The sequence below is a fragment of the Mycobacterium sp. NPDC050041 genome (assembly GCF_049541695.1).
Classification (GTDB): domain Bacteria; phylum Actinomycetota; class Actinomycetes; order Mycobacteriales; family Mycobacteriaceae; genus Mycobacterium.
Window position 1 is genome coordinate 887,450 of sequence record NZ_JBMVDG010000002.1, and the last position, 18,091, is coordinate 905,540.

The 18,091-nt window shown below is 69.3% G+C and carries 17 protein-coding genes; 7 read left to right on the plus strand and 10 right to left on the minus strand.

What is annotated here, in order from left to right:
- The first annotated feature begins 2 nt into the window (after positions 1 to 2).
- The gene (locus ACPCHZ_RS09680; RefSeq protein ID WP_423484515.1) at positions 3 to 653 is read left to right on the plus strand and encodes a DUF5642 family protein; all 651 of its coding nucleotides are present in this window, start codon (positions 3 to 5) and stop codon (positions 651 to 653) included.
- Positions 654 to 656: 3 nt separating this feature from the next.
- On the opposite strand, the gene ACPCHZ_RS09685 is transcribed toward ACPCHZ_RS09680, so the two are convergent.
- Positions 657 to 1,253, minus strand: coding sequence for an alpha-ketoglutarate-dependent dioxygenase AlkB (locus tag ACPCHZ_RS09685; RefSeq protein WP_423484516.1), 597 nt, complete (start codon positions 1,251 to 1,253; stop codon positions 657 to 659).
- A gap of 33 nt (positions 1,254 to 1,286) precedes the next feature.
- A complete protein-coding gene (soxR, locus tag ACPCHZ_RS09690; protein WP_364974901.1) occupies positions 1,287 to 1,718 on the minus strand; it encodes a redox-sensitive transcriptional activator SoxR in 432 nt (143 codons plus the stop codon).
- 45 nt (positions 1,719 to 1,763) lie between these two features.
- Between soxR and arcA the strand changes: the two genes are divergently transcribed.
- Complete coding sequence (arcA, locus tag ACPCHZ_RS09695) at positions 1,764 to 2,972, plus strand: arginine deiminase (protein ID WP_423484517.1); 1,209 nt, start codon at positions 1,764 to 1,766, stop codon at positions 2,970 to 2,972.
- 74 nt (positions 2,973 to 3,046) lie between these two features.
- On the opposite strand, the gene ACPCHZ_RS09700 is transcribed toward arcA, so the two are convergent.
- Both ACPCHZ_RS09700 and ACPCHZ_RS09705 read right to left on the minus strand, forming a co-directional pair.
- Complete coding sequence (locus ACPCHZ_RS09700) at positions 3,047 to 3,901, minus strand: hypothetical protein (RefSeq protein ID WP_423484518.1); 855 nt, start codon at positions 3,899 to 3,901, stop codon at positions 3,047 to 3,049.
- 117 nt (positions 3,902 to 4,018) lie between these two features.
- A complete protein-coding gene (locus ACPCHZ_RS09705; protein WP_423484519.1) occupies positions 4,019 to 5,560 on the minus strand; it encodes a dolichyl-phosphate-mannose--protein mannosyltransferase in 1,542 nt (513 codons plus the stop codon).
- A gap of 24 nt (positions 5,561 to 5,584) precedes the next feature.
- On the opposite strand from ACPCHZ_RS09705, the gene rsmI reads away from it, so the two are divergent.
- Positions 5,585 to 6,424 carry a 16S rRNA (cytidine(1402)-2'-O)-methyltransferase gene (gene rsmI / locus ACPCHZ_RS09710; RefSeq protein WP_423484520.1) on the plus strand — a complete coding sequence of 280 codons (840 nt, stop codon included), beginning with the start codon at positions 5,585 to 5,587 and terminating at the stop codon, positions 6,422 to 6,424.
- Here rsmI and ACPCHZ_RS09715 read toward each other — a convergent pair.
- From ACPCHZ_RS09715 to metG, 4 genes are all read right to left on the minus strand, one after another.
- A complete protein-coding gene (locus tag ACPCHZ_RS09715; RefSeq protein WP_423484521.1) occupies positions 6,394 to 7,647 on the minus strand; it encodes an aminodeoxychorismate synthase component I in 1,254 nt (417 codons plus the stop codon). The genes rsmI and ACPCHZ_RS09715 overlap by 31 nt on opposite strands.
- A 19-nt stretch (positions 7,648 to 7,666) precedes the next feature.
- On the minus strand, positions 7,667 to 8,569 hold the full coding sequence (locus ACPCHZ_RS09720) for an RNA polymerase sigma-70 factor (RefSeq protein WP_423484522.1): 903 nt from the start codon (positions 8,567 to 8,569) through the stop codon (positions 7,667 to 7,669).
- Positions 8,566 to 9,738 carry an NAD(P)/FAD-dependent oxidoreductase gene (locus ACPCHZ_RS09725; RefSeq protein ID WP_423484523.1) on the minus strand — a complete coding sequence of 391 codons (1,173 nt, stop codon included), beginning with the start codon at positions 9,736 to 9,738 and terminating at the stop codon, positions 8,566 to 8,568. Before ACPCHZ_RS09725 ends, ACPCHZ_RS09720 begins: the two co-directional genes overlap by 4 nt.
- Positions 9,739 to 9,841: 103 nt before the next feature.
- Positions 9,842 to 11,389 carry a methionine--tRNA ligase gene (gene metG, locus ACPCHZ_RS09730; protein WP_423484524.1) on the minus strand — a complete coding sequence of 516 codons (1,548 nt, stop codon included), beginning with the start codon at positions 11,387 to 11,389 and terminating at the stop codon, positions 9,842 to 9,844.
- Here metG and ACPCHZ_RS09735 point away from each other — a divergent pair.
- The 3 genes from ACPCHZ_RS09735 (at position 11,382) to rsmA (ending at position 14,354) form a co-directional block, all read left to right on the plus strand.
- A complete protein-coding gene (locus tag ACPCHZ_RS09735; RefSeq protein ID WP_423484525.1) occupies positions 11,382 to 12,257 on the plus strand; it encodes a TatD family hydrolase in 876 nt (291 codons plus the stop codon). The genes metG and ACPCHZ_RS09735 overlap by 8 nt on opposite strands.
- 88 nt (positions 12,258 to 12,345) lie before the next feature.
- The gene (locus ACPCHZ_RS09740; protein ID WP_423484526.1) at positions 12,346 to 13,473 is read left to right on the plus strand and encodes a transglycosylase family protein; all 1,128 of its coding nucleotides are present in this window, start codon (positions 12,346 to 12,348) and stop codon (positions 13,471 to 13,473) included.
- Positions 13,470 to 14,354 (plus strand): 16S rRNA (adenine(1518)-N(6)/adenine(1519)-N(6))-dimethyltransferase RsmA, encoded by an 885-nt coding sequence (gene rsmA, locus ACPCHZ_RS09745; protein WP_423484700.1) that lies wholly within the window; start codon positions 13,470 to 13,472, stop codon positions 14,352 to 14,354. Before ACPCHZ_RS09740 ends, rsmA begins: the two co-directional genes overlap by 4 nt.
- A gap of 9 nt (positions 14,355 to 14,363) precedes the next feature.
- Here the strand turns inward: rsmA and ACPCHZ_RS09750 are convergent, their stop codons facing one another.
- Entirely contained in the window at positions 14,364 to 15,866 is a 1,503-nt protein-coding gene (locus ACPCHZ_RS09750; RefSeq protein ID WP_423484527.1) for an amino acid permease, read from the minus strand.
- An 80-nt stretch (positions 15,867 to 15,946) separates the two neighbouring features.
- A complete protein-coding gene (locus ACPCHZ_RS09755; protein ID WP_423484528.1) occupies positions 15,947 to 16,738 on the minus strand; it encodes a serine/threonine-protein kinase in 792 nt (263 codons plus the stop codon).
- Positions 16,739 to 16,788: 50 nt separating this feature from the next.
- On the opposite strand from ACPCHZ_RS09755, the gene ACPCHZ_RS09760 reads away from it, so the two are divergent.
- Positions 16,789 to 17,757 carry a 4-(cytidine 5'-diphospho)-2-C-methyl-D-erythritol kinase gene (locus ACPCHZ_RS09760; RefSeq protein ID WP_423484529.1) on the plus strand — a complete coding sequence of 323 codons (969 nt, stop codon included), beginning with the start codon at positions 16,789 to 16,791 and terminating at the stop codon, positions 17,755 to 17,757.
- Positions 17,758 to 18,091: the final 334 nt, after the last annotated feature.

An 18,091-nucleotide genomic window follows, 5' to 3' on the forward strand; every position in this document is an offset into this window, starting at 1 on the left:
CGGTGTTGCTTCTGAGGGCGACGGCCGTCGCCGGCTGTGCCGTGCTGCTCGCCGCGTGTGGAACCGAAGAGCCCACCGGCGACATCAACCGGATCGACCAGCTCACGTCGAACTTCGGGCCCGAGTTCAAGGTCACCAGCGTGCCGTCGAGCGGTATCGATCCGAAGCTGCTGGCCCCGCAGAAGCTGCCTGCGGGCATCACGTTCACACCGGCGGACTGCGCGAAGTTCGCCGAAGGCCAGGTGCTGCCCGACGGGCTCAAGGGCAACATGGCCGCCACCTTCGCCGAGGGGCAGGGCAACCGCTTCATCGCGATGGCGGTGGAGACCTCCGAGCCGGTGCCTGCCGCCGACCCGGGGGAGAACTGCAAGAAGGTCGAGTTCGCGGGTGGGCAGTTCCGCGGATTGGCCGAGTCGGTCGAGGCACCGCAGATCGACGGCGTGACGACGCGCGGCACCCACCGCGTGCTGCAGACGATCGTCGACAAGCAGCCGCGCACCGGCGAGCTCTACAACTACGTCGCCAGCTTCGGTGACTACCTGGTGATCGTGACCGCCAACCCGTTGGTGGTGCCGAACAAGCCGGTGGCCCCGGTGGACACGCAGCGGGCCCGCGACCTGCTGACCGCGGCCGTCGCCGCCGTGCGCGGCTGAGGTTCACCGCACGTCGTGTGGGCGGAACTGGATGCTGATCCGCGGGCCCGTCGGCCTGGTGGTCTTCGGCACCGCGTGCTCCCAGGTCCGCTGACAGGAGCCGCCCATCACCAGGAGGTCGCCGTGGTGGTGTTGCAGCCGGAGTGACCGTCCGCCACCGCGCGGGCGCAACGCGAACACCCGGGTGGCGCCGAGGCCGACGATCGCGACCATGGTGTCCTGGCTGCTGCTGCGGCCGATGGTGTCGCCGTGCCAGGCCACGCTGTCGTTGCCGTCGCGATACAGGCACAGCCCGGCGGTGGTGAACGGTTCGCCGAGCTCACCGCCGTAGGTGTCGTTGAGACGTCGGCGCAGCTGTTTGAGCCGCGGATGGGGGGCCGGCCCGTCGACCAGATTGTGGAAGCTGAGCAGCCGGGGCACGTCGAGCACGCGGTCGTACATCTGCCTGCGCTCGGCTCGCCACGGCACGGCGTCGAGGAGTTCGTCGAAGAGGGTGTCGGCGTCGGTCAACCAGCCGGATCGCACGTCGAGCCAGGCGCCGTTCCCGAGCTGGCGGCGTTCGGCGTGCTCGAACAGCGAGTCCTGAAGAGCCACCTCCATGTTCGCGAGTGTATCGCACACCCGTTCGAATTTTCAGAGTCGGACCGCTCCCGGCCCGTGTTCGGCCAGCACGTCGCCCGGGTTGGACAGGACGCAGGTCTTCAGGCTGAGGCAGCCGCAGCCGATGCACCCGGCGAGGTTGTCGCGCAGTCGCTCCAGGTGCAGGATGCGGTCGTCGATGTCCTGCCGCCAGCCCGCCGAGAGACGGGCCCAGTCCTTACTGGTCGGAACGCGGTCGGTGGGCAGTGTCCGCAGTGCTTCCCGGATGCGGGCGAGCGGGATGCCCAGCCGCTGCGACATCCGGATGAACGCGACGCGCCGCAGGGTCTCACGCGCGTAGCGCCGCTGGTTCCCCGACGTACGCCGGCTCTGGATGAGGCCCTCGCGCTCGTAGAAGTGCAGTGCCGACACCGCGACGCCGCTGCGCTCGGCCATCTCGCCCGGGGTCAACTCGTGCGTGTCCATACCTGAACAATAGTTGAGGTGACCTTTGGCGCTACGGTGCTAGGTGTGACCGGCACCGTATTGGGCTCCTACTCCGAGGTCGGCCCGCTGCGCGTCGTCATCCTGCACCGCCCGGGCGCGGAGTTGCAGCGGCTCACTCCGCGCAACAACGACGCGTTGCTCTTCGACGGGCTGCCGTGGGTCGCCAAGGCGCAGCAGGAGCACGATGCCTTCGCCGACCTACTGCGCTCGCGCGGGGTAGAGGTGCTGCTGCTGGCCGAACTGCTGTCCGAGGCGCTGGTGAGCGGCGCCGCCCGGATGCACGGGATCGCGGCCGCCGTCGACCCGCGACGGCTGGGCATCCCGCTGGCGCACGAACTGTCGGCGTATCTGCGCACACTCGAACCGGCGGCGCTGGCGCATGTGCTGATGGCGGGGATGACGTTCAACGAGTTGCCGCTGGCCGGCGGCGAGTTCTCGCTGGTGCGCCGCATGCATCACGGCGGTGATTTCGTCATCGACCCGCTTCCCAATCTGCTGTTCACCCGCGACTCGTCGTTCTGGATCGGGCCGCGGGTGGCGATCACGTCGCTGGCACTGCCCGCGCGGGTGCGGGAGACGTCGCTGACCGACCTCATCTACGCGCACCATCCGCGGTTCCTCGGGGTGCGACGGGCTTACGAGTCGCGCTCGGCGCCGATCGAGGGCGGTGACGTGCTCCTGCTGGCGAAGGGCGTCGTCGCCGTCGGCGTGGGGGAGCGGACCACACCGGCCGGAGCGGAAGCGCTGGCGCGCAGCCTGTTCGACGACGATCTGGCGCACACCGTGCTGGCGGTGCCGATCGCCCAGGAGCGTGCGCAGATGCATCTCGACACGGTGTGCACGATGGTCGACGTCGACGCCGTCGTGATGTACCCCAACATCAAGGACTCGTTGTCGGCGTTCACGATTCACCGCAACGGCAGCGGAGGGGTGCGGATCGACGACGCCGCGCCGTTCGTCACCGCCGCCGCGGCTGCCATGGGCATCGAGCGGTTGCGGGTGATCGACACCGGCCTGGACCCGGTGACCGCCGAGCGTGAGCAGTGGGACGACGGCAACAACACCCTCGCCGTCGCCCCCGGCGTGCTGGTGGCCTACGAGCGCAACGTCGAAACCAATGCGCGCCTCGCGGATTCGGGCATCGAGGTGCTGCCGATCGCGGCGTCAGAGCTCGGCACCGGTCGCGGCGGCCCGCGCTGCATGTCGTGCCCGGCGGCCCGCGACCCGGTGTAGCCGCGTTTTTGGCGTGTTTTGTAGCTTCTGCGCGTTTTTGCGTGGAGGGCTGTTGTCGCGTCGAAACCACAGCCCTACGCGCAGAAACGAGGCGTCCACTCGCGTCGTGCCAAGGCGTCGCGGACCCGTCGCAGTGTGAAGAGCCTGCTGTGCTCCTTCACCACCTTGATGTCGATCCAGCCCTGACGCTCGATGAGTTCGGCTCTTCCGATGTCGTACACGTACTGACCGCGATCATCGAGGTGGTGGGCGCCCTCGTAGTCGAGGCCCACTTTCGGCTCCTCGTAGCCCATGTCGATGTAGGCGTCCGCGAATCCGTCGCTGACCAGGATCTGGGTCTGCGGGCGGGGCAGGCCGTCATCGATGAGCATCAGCCGCAGCGCCGTCTCTCTCGGTGACTGTGCGCCGCCGTCCATCAGGTCCAGCGCCACCCGCGCTCGCGGCAGCCCCCTCGCCCTGGGATGGCGCTCGGCCGCCTCGAGAGCGTCGACCGCGGTGACTCCGGACGCATGGGCGAGGGCGTCGAGGTGTCGGACGGCAGCGTCTCGCGGGAGACATCTCGCCAGATCGAGCGCCGTGCGATGCACGCTCGTGACGGGTAGCCCGGCAATGCGGACGACCTCGTCGGCGTCGAGGCGCTCATTGCGCACCGTGATGCCCGGTGGCGGCCGGCCGGAGCGCCAGATCAATTCGATCGGCGTGGCAGCGTCCACCCATCGCGCTCCGTGCAGCGCCGCGGCTGCACGACCCGCGATCACGCCGTTGCGTCCTGACCACAACCAGGCGCCGACGGTTCTCGTCTGCAGCGAGGGCGTCGCGGCCTTCGGCGCGTAGACACCGGGGAAGAGCGCACGGTAGTTCCACCGGAGCTGACCGCGGGTGAGCGTGCCGAGGGCCAGCACCTCGCCGCCGATCACGACTTCCTGCATGCCGCGATGGTCGCCGTCGCGGCCGACAGTTCGGCCAGCCTGAGCGCATTTTTGCGTCTATGGCTGTGGATAACCGCCCGCAACAGCCCAGGACGCAAAAACGAGCGCATGAACCCGCTAGCGCCAGCTGGGCAGCCAGATCTGCAGGTTCCACGTCGACTGCGAGATCGGAATCCCGGTCAGGATCGGGTACATCCACGCGAAGTTGGTGATCACCAGCGCCACGTAGATGCTCACGACGAGCAGCCCCAGCGTTCGCCGCTCGGCGTTCTGGCGGGGCTTGTGCAGGATGTCGCCGAGGATCATCGCGATGGCCAACACCAGGAACGGCGCCATCACCGCGGCGTAGAAGAAGTACATCTGCCGGTCGATGTCGGCGAACCACGGCAGGAAGCCCGCCGAGTAGCCCACCAGGATCACCGCGTAACGCCAGTCCCGCTTCACGAACGCCCGCCACACCGCCCAGCCGAGCACCGGCACCGCGATGAACCACATCGCGGGTGTCCCGACGAGCATCACGGCCTTGACGCATGACTGCGCGCCGCAGCCCGGCACGTCCTGGTTGTCGATCGCATACAGCACCGGCCGCAACGACATCGGCCACGCCCACGGCTTGGACTCCCACGGATGGTGGTTGCCGTCGGCGTTGGTGAGCCCGGAGTGGAATCGGTACGCGGCGTGGGTGTAGTACCACAGCGACCGCAGCGCATCCGGGATCGGCAGCACGCTGTCCTCGCCGATCGCCTGTCCCACCTGGTGCCGGTTCACCCCGGTCTCGGAGGCGAACCACGGCGTGTACGACGCCAGGTAGACGCCGAACGGAATCAGCACCAGCGCGTACAGCGACGGCCCCAGGTCGCGGCGAAGCGCCCCCCGCCACGGCCGCCGCACCCGGTACTGCCTGCGCGCGGCGATGTCGAACGCCAGCGTCATCACGCCGAAGAACATGACGAAGTACAGGCCCGACCACTTTGTCGCACAGGCCAACCCGAGCAGCACACCGGCGCCGAACCGCCACCAGCGCACGCCGAGCCGCGGGCCCCACGCCGTCTCCCCGATCCGGCCCTCGAGCATCGCGATGTGCATCCGCTCGCGCACCTGGTCGCGGTCGACGATCAGGCAGCCGAACGCCGCCACCACGAACACCACCAGGAACCCGTCGAGCAGTGCGGTCCGGGACGCGACGAAGCTCACCCCGTCGGCGATGAGCAGCAGACCGGCGATACCGCCGACGATCGTGGACCGGCTGATGCGCCGTCCGATCCGCGCCACCAGCAGCACCACGATCACACCGCACAGCGCGCCGGAGAACCGCCAGCCCAGGCCGTTGTAACCGAACAGCGCCTCGCCGATCGCGATCAGTTGTTTGCCGACCGGCGGATGCACCACCAGCCCGTAGCCGGGGTTGTCCTCGATGCCGTGGTTGTGCAGCATCTGCCAGGCCTGCGGCGCGTAGTGCTTCTCGTCGAAGATCGGGGTGCCCGCGTCGGTGGGCGAGCCGAGGTTGAGGAACCGCGTCACCGCGGCGAGCGCCGTGACCACGGCGGTCATCGCCCACCCCGACAGCCGGTCCAGTGGACCGAAGTCCGCCGGGGGTGTCAGCGGGGCCGGACTGATGACCGGGACCGCGCGCGGCGCTTCGGTGGCGGGGGCGGTCACGACAGCGATCGTAGGCTGTCGGTTGTGACGAATCCTGGTCGACTACTGCTGGGCGCCACGCCCCTGGGTTTGCCCACGGATGCGTCCGCCCGCCTGATCACCGCGTTGAGCAGCGTCGACATCGTCGCTGCCGAGGACACCCGGCGGGTGCGGACCCTCGCCCAGGCGCTCGAGGTCCGGATCGCAGGCAAGGTGGTGAGCCTGTTCGACCAGAACGAGGCGACGCGCATTCCCGGCCTGCTCGACGCGATCCGCTCCGGGGCGACGGTTCTGGTGGTCAGCGACGCGGGCATGCCGCTGATCAACGATCCCGGATACCGGCTGGTGTCGGCCTGTGTCGACGCCGGTCTCCCGGTGAGCTGCCTGCCCGGGCCGTCGGCCGTGACGACGGCGCTCGCGGTGTCCGGGCTGCCGTCCGACCGGTTCTGTTTCGAGGGATTCGCCCCGCGCAAGCACGCCGCGCGGGTGTCGTGGTTCGCCGCCCTGGCCGCCGAACCGCGCACCTGCGTGTTCTTCGAGTCGCCGCGGCGCCTGGCCGACACCCTGCGCGACGCGGCCGAGGCGCTCGGCGGACAGCGTCGCGCGGTGGTGTGCCGGGAGCTGACCAAGACCCACGAGGAGATCGTGCGCGGGTCGCTGAGCGAACTCGTCGAATGGGCCGGGGACGGCGTGCTCGGCGAGATCACCGTGGTGCTGGCGGGTGCGGTGCCGCGGGCCGACGAGGCGATACTGGTCGCCGAGGTGAGCGCACTCGTCGACGAGGGGATGCGGGTGAAGGACGCCTGCGCGCAGGTGGTCGCCGCGCATCCTGGCTCGCCGTCGCGGCGAGAGCTCTACGACGCGGTCTTGCGCTCGCGGGAGTGAGCGGCGTCCACGATCGACGCGGCCTTGTGCAGGCATTCGTCCCACTCGAGGTCGGGGAGCGAGTCGGCGGTGATGCCGCCGCCGACGCCGAGCACCGCGTTGCCCGCGGCGTCGATCTCGACGGTGCGGATCGCCACATTGAGCTCGCAACCGCCCAGTGGTGACGCCAGACCGATTGTCCCGCAGTAGATGCCGCGACGCGCAGACTCCCAGGACCGCAACAGCCGGCGTGCCCGCTCCTTCGGAGTGCCGGTCACCGACGCCGGCGGGAACGCGGCCTCCAGCAGCGCAGCCATCGGCACGTCTAGGCCGACCTGCGCCGCCACCGTCGACACCAGATGCCACACGCCCGGGGCCGGCCGGACGGACAGCAGGTCGGGCACGGTGACGGTGCCGATGTCGGCGACCCGCCCCAGGTCGTTGCGCACCAGGTCGACGATCATGATGTTCTCGGCGACGTCCTTGACCGACGACCGAAGCGCGGCAGGGTCCGCGTCGCGCGGCAGCGTGCCCTTGATCGGACTGGATGTCACCGTGGTCCCGTGTCGGCGCAGGAACAGTTCGGGTGACAACGACGCCACCGCACCCCATTCGCCGGCCACGTACGCCGCCCGCGCGGGTGACGTCCTCGTGACCGCGTCGACGAAGAAATCCAGTGCGGCGCCGCGCAGTCGGCCGCTGAACTGCGTGCACACGCAGGCCTGGTACACCTCACCCGCGGCGATCGCCTCGAGGCAGGCCAGCACACCGGCGCGGTGGGCTTCACGGTCGGGCGCACGCCAGGTGATGTCGGCGGGTGTCGCCGGGACGGGGCCGTGCAGGGCCTCCGTGATCCACGCCGGAAGTGCTGCGTCGGTGAGAGATTCGTACCGCCACGTGCCGTCGCGGTCGTGGCGGAGCGCGCAGTCCGACCAGCCGCCCGCCGCCTCCGGGATGCGCGGACCGAGCCCGTCGGCGCCCGGATCGGGATAGGACAGATAGCCGAACCAGCCACCGCCGATCGTCGAACCGTCGCCCACCGCACCGTCGAACACCGCACCGTCGAACACCGAATCGGCCGGCACCGGCCGTATGTCGACGCTCGGCGCGATCACCGCGCGCGAGCCGAACCAGTCGCCGATCAGCGCGGCGGGCGGCGGCAGGCCGCGGCGCGCGGCGGCGGCGCCGACGGCGGCAAGCACCGTTGGCGCGTCGCCGAGTCGCCCGAGCCGCTCGATCCGCACCCGCCAAGCGTGACAGAGGCTAGCGGCTGATCTCCCGGCGGATGTCGACACCGGCCAGCTTGTCCGGGTTGCGCATCGCGTAGAAGTGCGCGATGCGGCCGTCGACGATCTCCACGGTGATCACGCCCTCGAAGCTGTCGCCGAGGTAGAGCCGCAGCGCGGGGGCGTTGTTGTACATGGCCGGTTCGATACGGCCACCCTCGCCTGCCAGCCGGATCAATCCCATGACCAGCTTGGCGACGCGCTCCGCACCCGCCACGGGTCTCCTTGCCGCCGAACGCTTGCCGTCGCTGTCGGCGGTCCACACGACGTCGGGGGCCAGCATCGCCATCAGGTCCTCGAGGTCGCCGCTGGCGGCCGCAGCGAAGAACCTGGTGGTGAGCGCCTCGGACGTCCTCGAGTCGACGGGCTCGAACCGCTTGCGCCGCGACTGCACGTGCTCCCTGGCGCGGTGCGCCATCTGCCGCACCGCCACCGTGGACTTGCCGACGGCCGAGGCGATCTCGTCGTGGTCGAAGCCGAACACCTCGCGCAGCACGAACACCGCGCGCTCGTCGGGGGTCAGCGTCTCGAGCACCACCAGCATCGCCATCGACACCGACTCGGCGAGGACGACGTCGGCAGCGGGGTCCCGGGTGTCCAGCAGCAGGGGTTCGGGCAGCCACGGCCCGACATAGTCCTCGCGCCTGCGGGACTGGGTGCGCAGGGCGTTGAGGGCCTGCCGGGTGACGAGCTGGGCGAGGTAGGCCTTGGTGTCACGCACCGTGTCCAGGTCCACCTCGGCCCAGCGCAGGTAACTCTCCTGCAGCACATCGTCGGCTTCCGTTGCGCTGCCCAGCATCTCGTAGGCGATCGTGAACAGCAGCGGGCGCAGCAACGTGAACCGTTCGGCGTGCTCCGAAGCACCCGGCGCGGCCGTCACCGGACCGCCACCGCCTCGGCGAGCCGCTTCTGCCGCTTGCCGCCCTTGAGCCAGAAGTAGCTTCCCGGCTTGCGCGCCTCCCGGGCCAGGAAGGCGACCGTGCCCTTGCACACCGCTTCCTTGATCGACGCCGCCGCCCGTCCGCCGATGTGCAACGGCATCACCCTGTCGTCGAGGTGGGCGAGCTGGATGAGTCCGGCGTTGCGCCCGATGCTGATGCACTGCCCTGTGAACGCCTGATTGAGCACGGCGGGTTCGGCGCCCGCGATCCGGGCCAGCACCGTGTTCGCGGCCTGTGCGCCGAGCGGGATCGCCGCCTGGCAGCTCATCCGCAGTGGGAGGTCCGACGGTGCCGACGCGTCGCCGGCGGCGACGATGCGGGGGTCGTCGACGCTGGTCAACGTCTCGTCGGTGAGCAGCCGGCCGATCCGGTCGGTGGTCAGGCCGCTGCGCGCAGCGAGGTCGGGCACTCCGAAGCCCGCCGTCCAGATCGTGACGGCGCTGGGCAGTTCGCGGCCGTCGGCCAGCGTGACCGCAGCCGGGCCGACCGCCGTCACCACCGCGCCCGGGCCGTCGAGCACGGTCACGCCGAGCTTGGCGAACCGTTTGGCCGCCGAGCGCCGGCCCGCGGTGCTCAGGTAGGGGCCGAGCACGCTGCCGCACACCAGAGTGACGTGGCGGCCCTGCTCGGCCAGTTCGGCGGCCACCTCGATGCCCGTCGGTCCGGCGCCCACGACGACGATCGGCGCGTCGGCGGCGGCGCCGGCGACGGCGGCGCGCAGCGGCTCGGCGTGCTCGAACTCCGAGATCGGATATGCGTGCTCGGCGGCGCCGGGCACGGTCACCGCGGCGCCGGTGCTGCCGACCGCGTAGATCAAATAGTCGTAGTCGAGCGTTTCGCCGGAGCCGAGTTCGACCTGCCGTAACGGGGCGTCGATCCGGGTCGCCGAGTCGACGACGAGCCGGATGCCCGCACCGAGGATGCTTTCGTAGTCCACGACGGAATCGTCGGACCCGGTGACGACCTGGTGCAGCCGGATCCGCTCCACGAACGTGGGCCGCGGGTTGATCAGGGTGACGTCGACCGTCTCGTCGAGTCGCAGGTGGTTGGCGGCCATCACGCCGGCGTAACCGCCGCCGACCACGACCACCCTGTGCTGTTCGGTCATCTCACACTCCTCGGTTCATCCGGCGTTGCGATCGAGCCGGGTTGCCTTGGAGACACCGCACACGCCGCGAGTGTGACAGGCGACCGCGTCGATGTGGCGCAGATCACTCCACCTGGTGACGCGGGAACACCCCGCTGGGCGGCGGCAAGGGCGTGCCCACCGCGATGCGGGTGCCGATCGCGGCGAAGTCGCGCTCGTCTGCGGGCTGCCCCAGCAGGTCGAGCAGCGCGCCTGCCGCCGTCGGCATGACCGGCTGGGTGAGCAGTGCCGCGATGCGCACCACCTCCAGGGTCGTGTAGAGCACGGTCTTGAAGCGCTGCTGGGATTCGTCGGTGGAGCCTTTCCGCAGCACCCACGGCTCCTGAGCCGAGAAGTACCTGTTGGCGGCGGCGAGCACCGACCAGATCGCCTCCAGCCCGAGGTGAAGGGCCTGCCCGTCGTAGTGCTCCCGCACCCGGGCCAGGAGTGCGCCCGCCGCGTCGAGCAGCGCGGTGTCCTCGGCGGTGAACGCCCCGGGTTCGGGCACGGCGCCGTCGAGGTTCTTGGCGACCATCGACAGCGAGCGTTGCGCCAGGTTGCCCAGTTCGTTGGCGAGGTCGGCGTTGATCCGGGCGATGATCCCGTCCTCGGTGTAGTTGCCGTCCTGCCCGAACGGCACCTCACGGAGCAGGAAGTAGCGCACCTGGTCGACGCCGAACGTGTCGACGAGTGCGACCGGGTCCACCACGTTGCCGACCGACTTGCTCATCTTCTCGCCGCCGCTGAGCAGGTGGCCGTGGGCGAACACCCGTCGGGGCAGTTCGATGCCCGCCGACATCAGGAATGCCGGCCAGTACACGGTGTGGAACCGGATGATGTCCTTGCCGATCATGTGCAGGTCGGCCGGCCAGTACTTCGTGAACGCCGCCGAGTCGGTGTCGGGAAATCCGACGCCGGTCAGGTAGTTGGTGAGCGCGTCGACCCACACGTACATGACGTGGTCGGGGTGGCCGGGCACCGGAACGCCCCAGTCGAAGGTGGTCCGCGAGATCGACAGGTCGCGTAGGCCGCCGGAGACGAAGCTGACCACTTCGTTGCGCCGCACGTCCGGCCCGATGAACTCGGGGTGGGCCTCGTAATGGGCCAGCAATCGGTCGGCGTAGGCCGACAGCCGGAAGAAGTAGGTCTCCTCCTCGGTCCAGGTGAGCGGTGCGCCGGTCTCGGTGGCGATCCGGGTGCCGTCATCGCGGACCGTCGTCTCGCCCTCGGTGAAGAACCGCTCGTCACGCACGGAGTACCAGCCGGAGTACGCGTCGAGGTAGATGTCGCCGGCGGCGTCCATCCGGTTCCAGATGTCGATCGAGGCGTCGATGTGGTCGGCGTCGGTGGTGCGGATGAACCGTTCGAACGAGATGTCGAGCTTCTCGTAGAGGCGCTGGAACACGTCGGAATTGCGCCGGGCGAAATCGGGGGTGGGCAGACCCTCACGGGTGGCGGTCTCGGCCATTTTCAGGCCGTGTTCGTCGGTGCCGGTGAGGAAGCGGACGTCGAAGCCGTCGAGCCGTTTGAACCGCGCGATGGCGTCGGTCGCGATCTTCTCGTAGGCGTGCCCGATGTGTGGTGCGCCGTTCGGATAGTCGATCGCCGTGGTGATGTAGAACGGGATGCTCATTTGGACACAACCTTATGGTGTTGCGGTGAGTAGTAAGCGCTCAGCCGGACGTGAGGCGCCGCCGCCGCCGGAACCCCTGACCCCGCTGATCGACGCGCACACCCACCTCGACGCCTGTGGGGCCGAGGACGCCGAGGACGTGCGCGCGATCGTGGACCGGGCCGAGGCCGTCGGGGTACAGACCGTGGTCACCATCGCCGACGATCTGGCCTCGGCGCGGTGGGCCACCCGGGCCGCCGAGTGGGACCCGCGGGTGTACGCCGCGGTCGCGTTGCACCCGACGCGCGCCAACGCGCTCACCGACGACGCCAGGGCGGAGCTCGAACGCCTCGCGGCGCATCCGCGGGTGGTGTCCGTCGGCGAGACCGGCATGGATTTGTACTGGCCGGGCCGGCTGGAGGGCTGCGCCACGCCCGCCGAGCAGCGCGAGGCCTTCGCCTGGCACATCGACCTGGCCAAACGCATCGACAAGCCGCTGATGATTCACAACCGCGATGCCGACGCCGACGTGCTCGACGTGCTGCGCGCCGAGGGCGCCCCCGACACCGTGATCTTCCACTGCTTCTCGTCGGACGCCGCGATGGCGCGGGCCTGCGTCGACGCCGGCTGGCTGTTGAGCCTCTCGGGCACCGTCAGCTTCCGCAACGCCCGGGCGCTTCGCGAGGCGGTTCCGCTGATCCCGGCCGACCAGCTGCTGATCGAGACGGACGCCCCGTTTCTCACCCCGCACCCGTTCCGGGGTGCGCCGAACGAGCCATACTGTCTGCCGTACACCGTGCGTGCGCTCGCCGAGGTCGTCGGGCGCCCGGCCCAACAACTCGCCGGCGAAACCACGGCAAACGCGAGAAGGGCCTACCGCGTGGCCTAAGTTGCTGCCCGGACACCTTTTCGTTACCGTCTTGTGATCCAGTACGGCTGAGCCCAATGCCGTCCGACAGTCGGGGACTGACTCCATCTTGAATGCTCTGACCAAGCTCCATGAATCGCGCTCGCCTGTCCTGCGACTCCTCGTGGGGACGTTGCTGCTCACGTTGACGTTCGCCGGCGGCTACGCCGTCACGGCGCACAAGACCGTCACCCTGAACGTCGACGGCACCTCCACGACGGTCACCACGATGAAGTCCCGGGTGATCGACGTGGTGGAGGAGAACGGTTTCGACGTCGAGGACCGCGACGATCTGCGCCCCGCCGGCGACCAGAAGATCCGCCAGTCCGAGACCATCGAACTGCGCCGCAGCCGGCCGCTGCAGATCTCCCTCGACGGCCAGCACAGCACCCAGGTGTGGACCACGGCGTCCACCGTCGACGAGGCGCTCAGCCAGCTGCAGATGACCGACAAGGCGCCCGCCGCGGCATCGCGCGGGAGCCGCGTCCCGCTGGCCGGCATGTCATTGCCCGTGGTCAGCCCCAAAACCGTGCACATCGACGAGGGTGGCGTCGTGCGCACCGTGCGTCTGGCTGCGCCGAACGTGGCCGGCCTGCTCGACGCCGCGGGCGCTCCGCTGCAGCAGCGCGACAAGGTGACCCCGCCCGCTGCCGCGCCGGTCGTCGACGGCATGGCGATCCAGGTGACCCGGATCCGCATCGAGCGGGTCACCGAGCGGCTGCCGCTCGCACCGGCCAACCAGCGCATCGAGGACGTCTCGCTGAACATGAGCCGTTCGGTGGTCGAAGACCCCGGCGCACCCGGCTCGCAGGACGTGACATTCGCCATCGCGAAGGTGAACGGTGTCGAAACGGGCAGGTTGCCAGTAGCCAATGTCGTCGTGACACCGGCCCGTCCCGGGGTGCTGCGGGTGGGTGCCAAACCTGGTACCGAAGTGCCTCCGGTCAGCAACGGGAGCCAGTGGAACGCGCTTGCGCAGTGCGAAGCCGGAGGTAACTGGGGCATCAATACCGGCAACGGATATTTCGGTGGAGTCCAATTTGATCAAAACACCTGGGAGCGCAACGGCGGTCTGAGGTATGCTGAGCGCGCAGATCTGGCCACAAGAGAAGAGCAGATCGCGATTGCTGAGGTCACTCGGGCGCGTCAAGGATGGGGCGCGTGGCCCGTGTGTAGTGCGAGAGTGGGGGCGTCCTGACGATTCGGCTACTCGGGCGGACCGAGATACGACGCTTGGCGAAAGACATCGACTTTCGGCCACGCAAGTCCTTTGGACAGAACTTCGTCCATGATGCGAACACCGTTCGCCGGATCGTCTCGGCGTCGGGCATCCACCGGCACGACCACGTCCTAGAGGTCGGACCCGGGCTGGGTTCGCTCACATTGGCGCTGTTGGACAAGGGTGCGCACGTCACCGCGGTGGAGATCGACCCGCTGCTGGCGCGCCAGTTGCCCAAGACCATCGCCGATCACTCGCACAGCGAGATCAATCGGCTCACCGTGCTCAACCGCGACATCCTGACGCTGCAGCCGACGGACCTGGACAACGAGCCCACCGCGCTCGTCGCCAACCTGCCGTACAACGTCGCGGTGCCCGCACTGCTGCACCTGCTCGCGGAGTTCCCGACGATCAAGTCGGTGATGGTGATGGTGCAGGCCGAGGTCGCCGAGCGACTGGCCGCCGAACCCGGTGGCAAGGACTACGGCGTGCCGAGTGCCAAGGTGCGGTTCTACGGCAAGGTGCGCCGGTACGGCATGGTGTCGCCGACGGTGTTCTGGCCGATCCCGCGGGTGTACTCCGGGCTGGTGCGGCTCGACCGTTACGAGACCTCGCCGTGGCCGACCGAGCCCGCCTTCCGCAAGCAGGTCTTCGACCTCATCGACATCGCGTTCGCGCAACGCCGCAAGACGTCGCGCAACGCATTCGCCGAGTGGGCGGGATCGGGCAACGAGTCGGCACGCCGGCTGCTCGCCGCCAGCATCGACCCGTCGCGTCGCGGGGAGACCCTCGGGGTCGCCGACTTCGTGCGGCTGCTGCAGCGCTCGGACGACTCCGAAGAGCCCGTCCGCCTCGCGTAGTCCGGCCGGCTACTCCTTGTCGGCGTCGCGCCGGTTGTCCTTGCCGAGCAGTTCGTCGAGCAGCGGCGTCTCTGCAACCACCGGGTAGTTGCCGGTGAATCCGATGCGCTCGCGCGCCATCTCGAGCACCCGGCCGCGGACCGCGTACCACCCGCCGACCAGCGTCGGGATGATCACGAGCAGCGCGATCAGGTTCCAGTAGTTCTGGTAACACATCAGTGCGGTCACACCGACGAGGAACACCAGGGTGGCGTAGCTCGTGTAGGGCGTGCCGAACAGCCGGAAGCTGGGCCGCTCGAGGATGCCCTTCTGCGACCAGCGGTACAACTGGATCTGGCAGATGACGATCGTCCCCCATGACGCGATGATGCCCAGGGCCGACAGGTCGAGGGCGATGTTGAACGCCTCCGAGGGCACGATCAGGTTGAGGAAGACGCCGACGACGGTGAAGCAGGCCGTCAACGCGATGCCGGCCCAGGGCACGCCCCTGCTCGACATCTTGGCGGTGAACTTGGGCGCGCTGCCGTTCATGGACATCGACCGCAGGATGCGCCCCGTCGAGTACAACCCGGCGTTGAGACTGGACAGCGCGGCGGTGAGCACCACGAAGTTCATGATGTCGCCCGCCGCGGGAACGCCGATCTTGGAGAAGAACGTGACGAACGGGCTGGTGCCCTCCTCGTAGGCGGTGTACGGCAGCAACAGTGCCAACAGGATGAGTGAGCCGACGTAGAACACCGCGATCCGGAAGATGACGGAGTTGATCGCCTTGGGCATCACCTTGGGCGGATCCTCGGTCTCGCCGGCGGCGGTGCCCACCAATTCGACTGCGGCGTAGGCGAAGATGACGCCCGAGGTGATGATCACCAGTTGCAGGATGCCGGTCGGCAGGATGCCGCCGTTGTCGGCGATCACCGAGGGGCCGGTGGTCTGGCCCTCGATCGAGAATCGGCCCGCCAGGAAGACGATGCCGACGATCAGGAAGGTGACGAGCGCGACGACCTTGATCAGCGCCGCCCAGAACTCCATCTCGCCGAACCACTTGACCGAGATCATGTTCACGCTGAGGACGATCACCAGCGCGATCAGTGCGATGGTCCACTGCGGTATCGCCTCGAAGGCGCCCCAGTAGTGCATGTAGAGCGCGATGGCGGTGACGTCGACGATCGACGTGCAGGCCCAGTTGAAGAAGTACATCCAGCCGGCGACATATGCGGCCTTCTCGCCGAGGAACTCGCGCGCGTAGGAGACGAACGATCCCGACGAAGGGCGGTGCAGCACAAGCTCGCCCAGTGCGCGCAGGATGAAGAACACGAAGACGCCGCAGATCGCGTACACGATGAACAGGCCCGGTCCGGCGCTGTTGAGCCGGCCGCCGGCGCCCATGAACAGGCCGGTGCCGATGGCGCCGCCGATGGCGATCATCTGCAGCTGCCGCGGCTTCAGGCCCTTCTCGTAGCCCTCCTCCTCGTGCGCGAGTGCGGAGTTGTCGTACGGCGCGGTCGCGGTCATACGCCCGAAGTTAGCCCCGGCCGTGTAAAGCGGAACCTGACGCCAGTTAAAGCTGCGTTAAGTCGGCGGGCGGACGCCGTTCACCGCAGCGTGCGGGTGATCAGCCGGATCATCTCCGAACACGAGTCGTAGCGCAGGTCAGGATCCTTCGCCAGCGCCTTGGCCATGATCGAGTCGAACGCGTGCGGGATCCACGCGATCCGCCGCGCCAGCCGCGGTGGCGGGGAGTTCAGATGCTCGTCGACCAGGCCGAGCGAGGTGCTCGCGGTGAAGGGCGTTGCACCGGTGATCATCTCGATGGCGGTGCAGGCCAGCGCGTACTCGTCGACCGCCGGCGTCGGCGTCCGTCCTCGCAGCAGCTCCGGTGCCGAGTAGGGCAGCGACGCCTCGATGCGGGTCGGGTGGCGGGCGGCGTCGTCGGCCATCGAGTGCGCCACGCCGAAGTCGACGAGCACCGCATCTGTCGGCGAGAACGGCTCGCGCACAAGGATGTTGGCGGGTTTGACGTCACAGTGCACGATTCCCTGACGGTGTGTGTGGTCCAGCGCGCCGGCGATCTGAGCCAACGCCGTCAGCCGGTCGTCCATCCGGGGCAGGGTCATCGCCGTTCCGCCGCCGACGATCTCCATGGTGAGCCAGTGCGGTCCGGCCTCGTAGACCTTCACGACGTGCGGGTGGTCGGCCGCGCGGGCGAACCCGAACTCGCGCTGTAGCCGGCCGAGGTCGGCGGGCCTGCGGTGATGCTCGTCGAGCATCTTGAGCGCCACCTCGGCGCCTGCGTCGGTACGCACCCGGTAGACCTCGGCGTACCCGCCGCGGCCCAGCGGTTCGTCGACGACGTAGGACGCCACCCGGTCGCCGCGCGCGAGCATATGGGGAAGCCTAGGTTCTCCGGGCCGGCCCGCGGCGCTAGTGTCGTGCGGTGGCCGACGGCAACACCGCATCGCAGTGGGTCCCCACGGGTTCGGTGACCGTGCGCGCACCAGGCAAGGTCAACCTCTACCTCGGGGTCGGCGACCTGCGCGAGGACGGCTACCACGACCTCACCACCGTCTTCCACGCCGTGTCGCTGGTCGACGAGATCACCGTGCGCAACGCCGACGTGCAGTCGCTGGAGATCGCGGGCGAGGGTGCCGAGGGGCTGCCCCTCGACGAGCGGAACCTGGCGTGGCAGGCCGCCGAACTGCTCGCCGAACACGTCGGACGCGCCCCCGACGTCGCGATCTCGATCGAGAAGGCGATTCCGGTGGCGGGCGGCATGGCGGGCGGCAGCGCGGACGCAGCGGCCGTGCTGGTGGCGATGAACGCCCTGTGGGAGCTGGGGGTGCCGCGCCGCGACCTGCACGCGCTGGCCGCCACGCTGGGCAGTGACGTGCCGTTCGCCCTGCACGGCGGTACGGCGCTGGGCACCGGCCGTGGCGAGGAACTCGCGACGGTGCTCGCGCGCAACACCTTCCACTGGGTCCTCGCGTTCGCCCCCAAGGGCCTGTCGACCCCCAAGGTCTTCCGGGAGATCGACCGGCTGCGTGCGGCGGCGGACGACCAGCGCGAGGCGCCGCCGCGGCTGGACGATCCCGAGCCGCTGCTCTCGGCGCTGGCCTCCGGTGATCCCGCCGAGCTGGCTCCGCTGCTGGGCAATGACCTGCAGGCCGCGGCGCTCAGTCTGTACCCGGGTCTGCGGCGCACGCTGCGGGCTGGTCGCGAAGCCGGCGCGCTGGCCGGCCTGGTGTCGGGCTCGGGTCCGACCTGTGCGTTCCTGTGCGAGTCTGCGGCGGCGGCGGTCGACATCGGTGTCCGGCTGGCCGGCGCCGGCGTCTGCCGGACCGTGCGGGTGGCCAGCGGGCCGGTGCACGGGGCCCGGTTGGTGCCCGCTCCGACCCCGTCGGGCTGAGCGGCCGCGCTGCGTATTTGACACCGCAAATTGTGACCCAGGCCTCATTCGGCGCTGCGGTTTGTCGGTTACTTAAGGGTCTTCTAAGATGACGGGCGGTGAAAACTCACGGTCAAGCATCGGGCGCACGACCTTTACCTGCCGGGCACCTCGGCGGGTGGCCGCGCAGCCGCGCGGCAGGCACCCTCGAGGGCGTCGTCGCTACCGCGCCCGGGTTTTCCAATGCATCACCGTTTCGAGACGAAATCGCTCCTGAATTGTGTATGCGCGCCTGCTCGGCAGCGTCTGCTCACTGGCGGAGCATGAGAATCCGGGCGATGTCGCCGGTCCCGAG

Coding starts and splice junctions, on each gene's coding strand:
- ACPCHZ_RS09685 (WP_423484516.1), bottom strand. CDS start 1,253: ATGGAGGTGGCTCTTCAGGACTCGCTGTTCGAGCACGCCGAACGCCGC.
- metG (WP_423484524.1), bottom strand. CDS start 11,389: ATGAGCATCCCGTTCTACATCACCACGGCGATCGACTATCCGAACGGC.
- ACPCHZ_RS09700 (WP_423484518.1), bottom strand. CDS start 3,901: ATGCAGGAAGTCGTGATCGGCGGCGAGGTGCTGGCCCTCGGCACGCTC.
- ACPCHZ_RS09755 (WP_423484528.1), bottom strand. CDS start 16,738: ATGCTCGCGCGCGGCGACCGGGTGGCGTCCTACGTCGTCGACGAACCG.
- ACPCHZ_RS09725 (WP_423484523.1), bottom strand. CDS start 9,738: ATGACCGAACAGCACAGGGTGGTCGTGGTCGGCGGCGGTTACGCCGGC.
- ACPCHZ_RS09750 (WP_423484527.1), bottom strand. CDS start 15,866: ATGACCGCGACCGCGCCGTACGACAACTCCGCACTCGCGCACGAGGAG.
- ACPCHZ_RS09735 (WP_423484525.1), top strand. CDS start 11,382: ATGCTCATTTGGACACAACCTTATGGTGTTGCGGTGAGTAGTAAGCGC.
- soxR (WP_364974901.1), bottom strand. CDS start 1,718: ATGGACACGCACGAGTTGACCCCGGGCGAGATGGCCGAGCGCAGCGGC.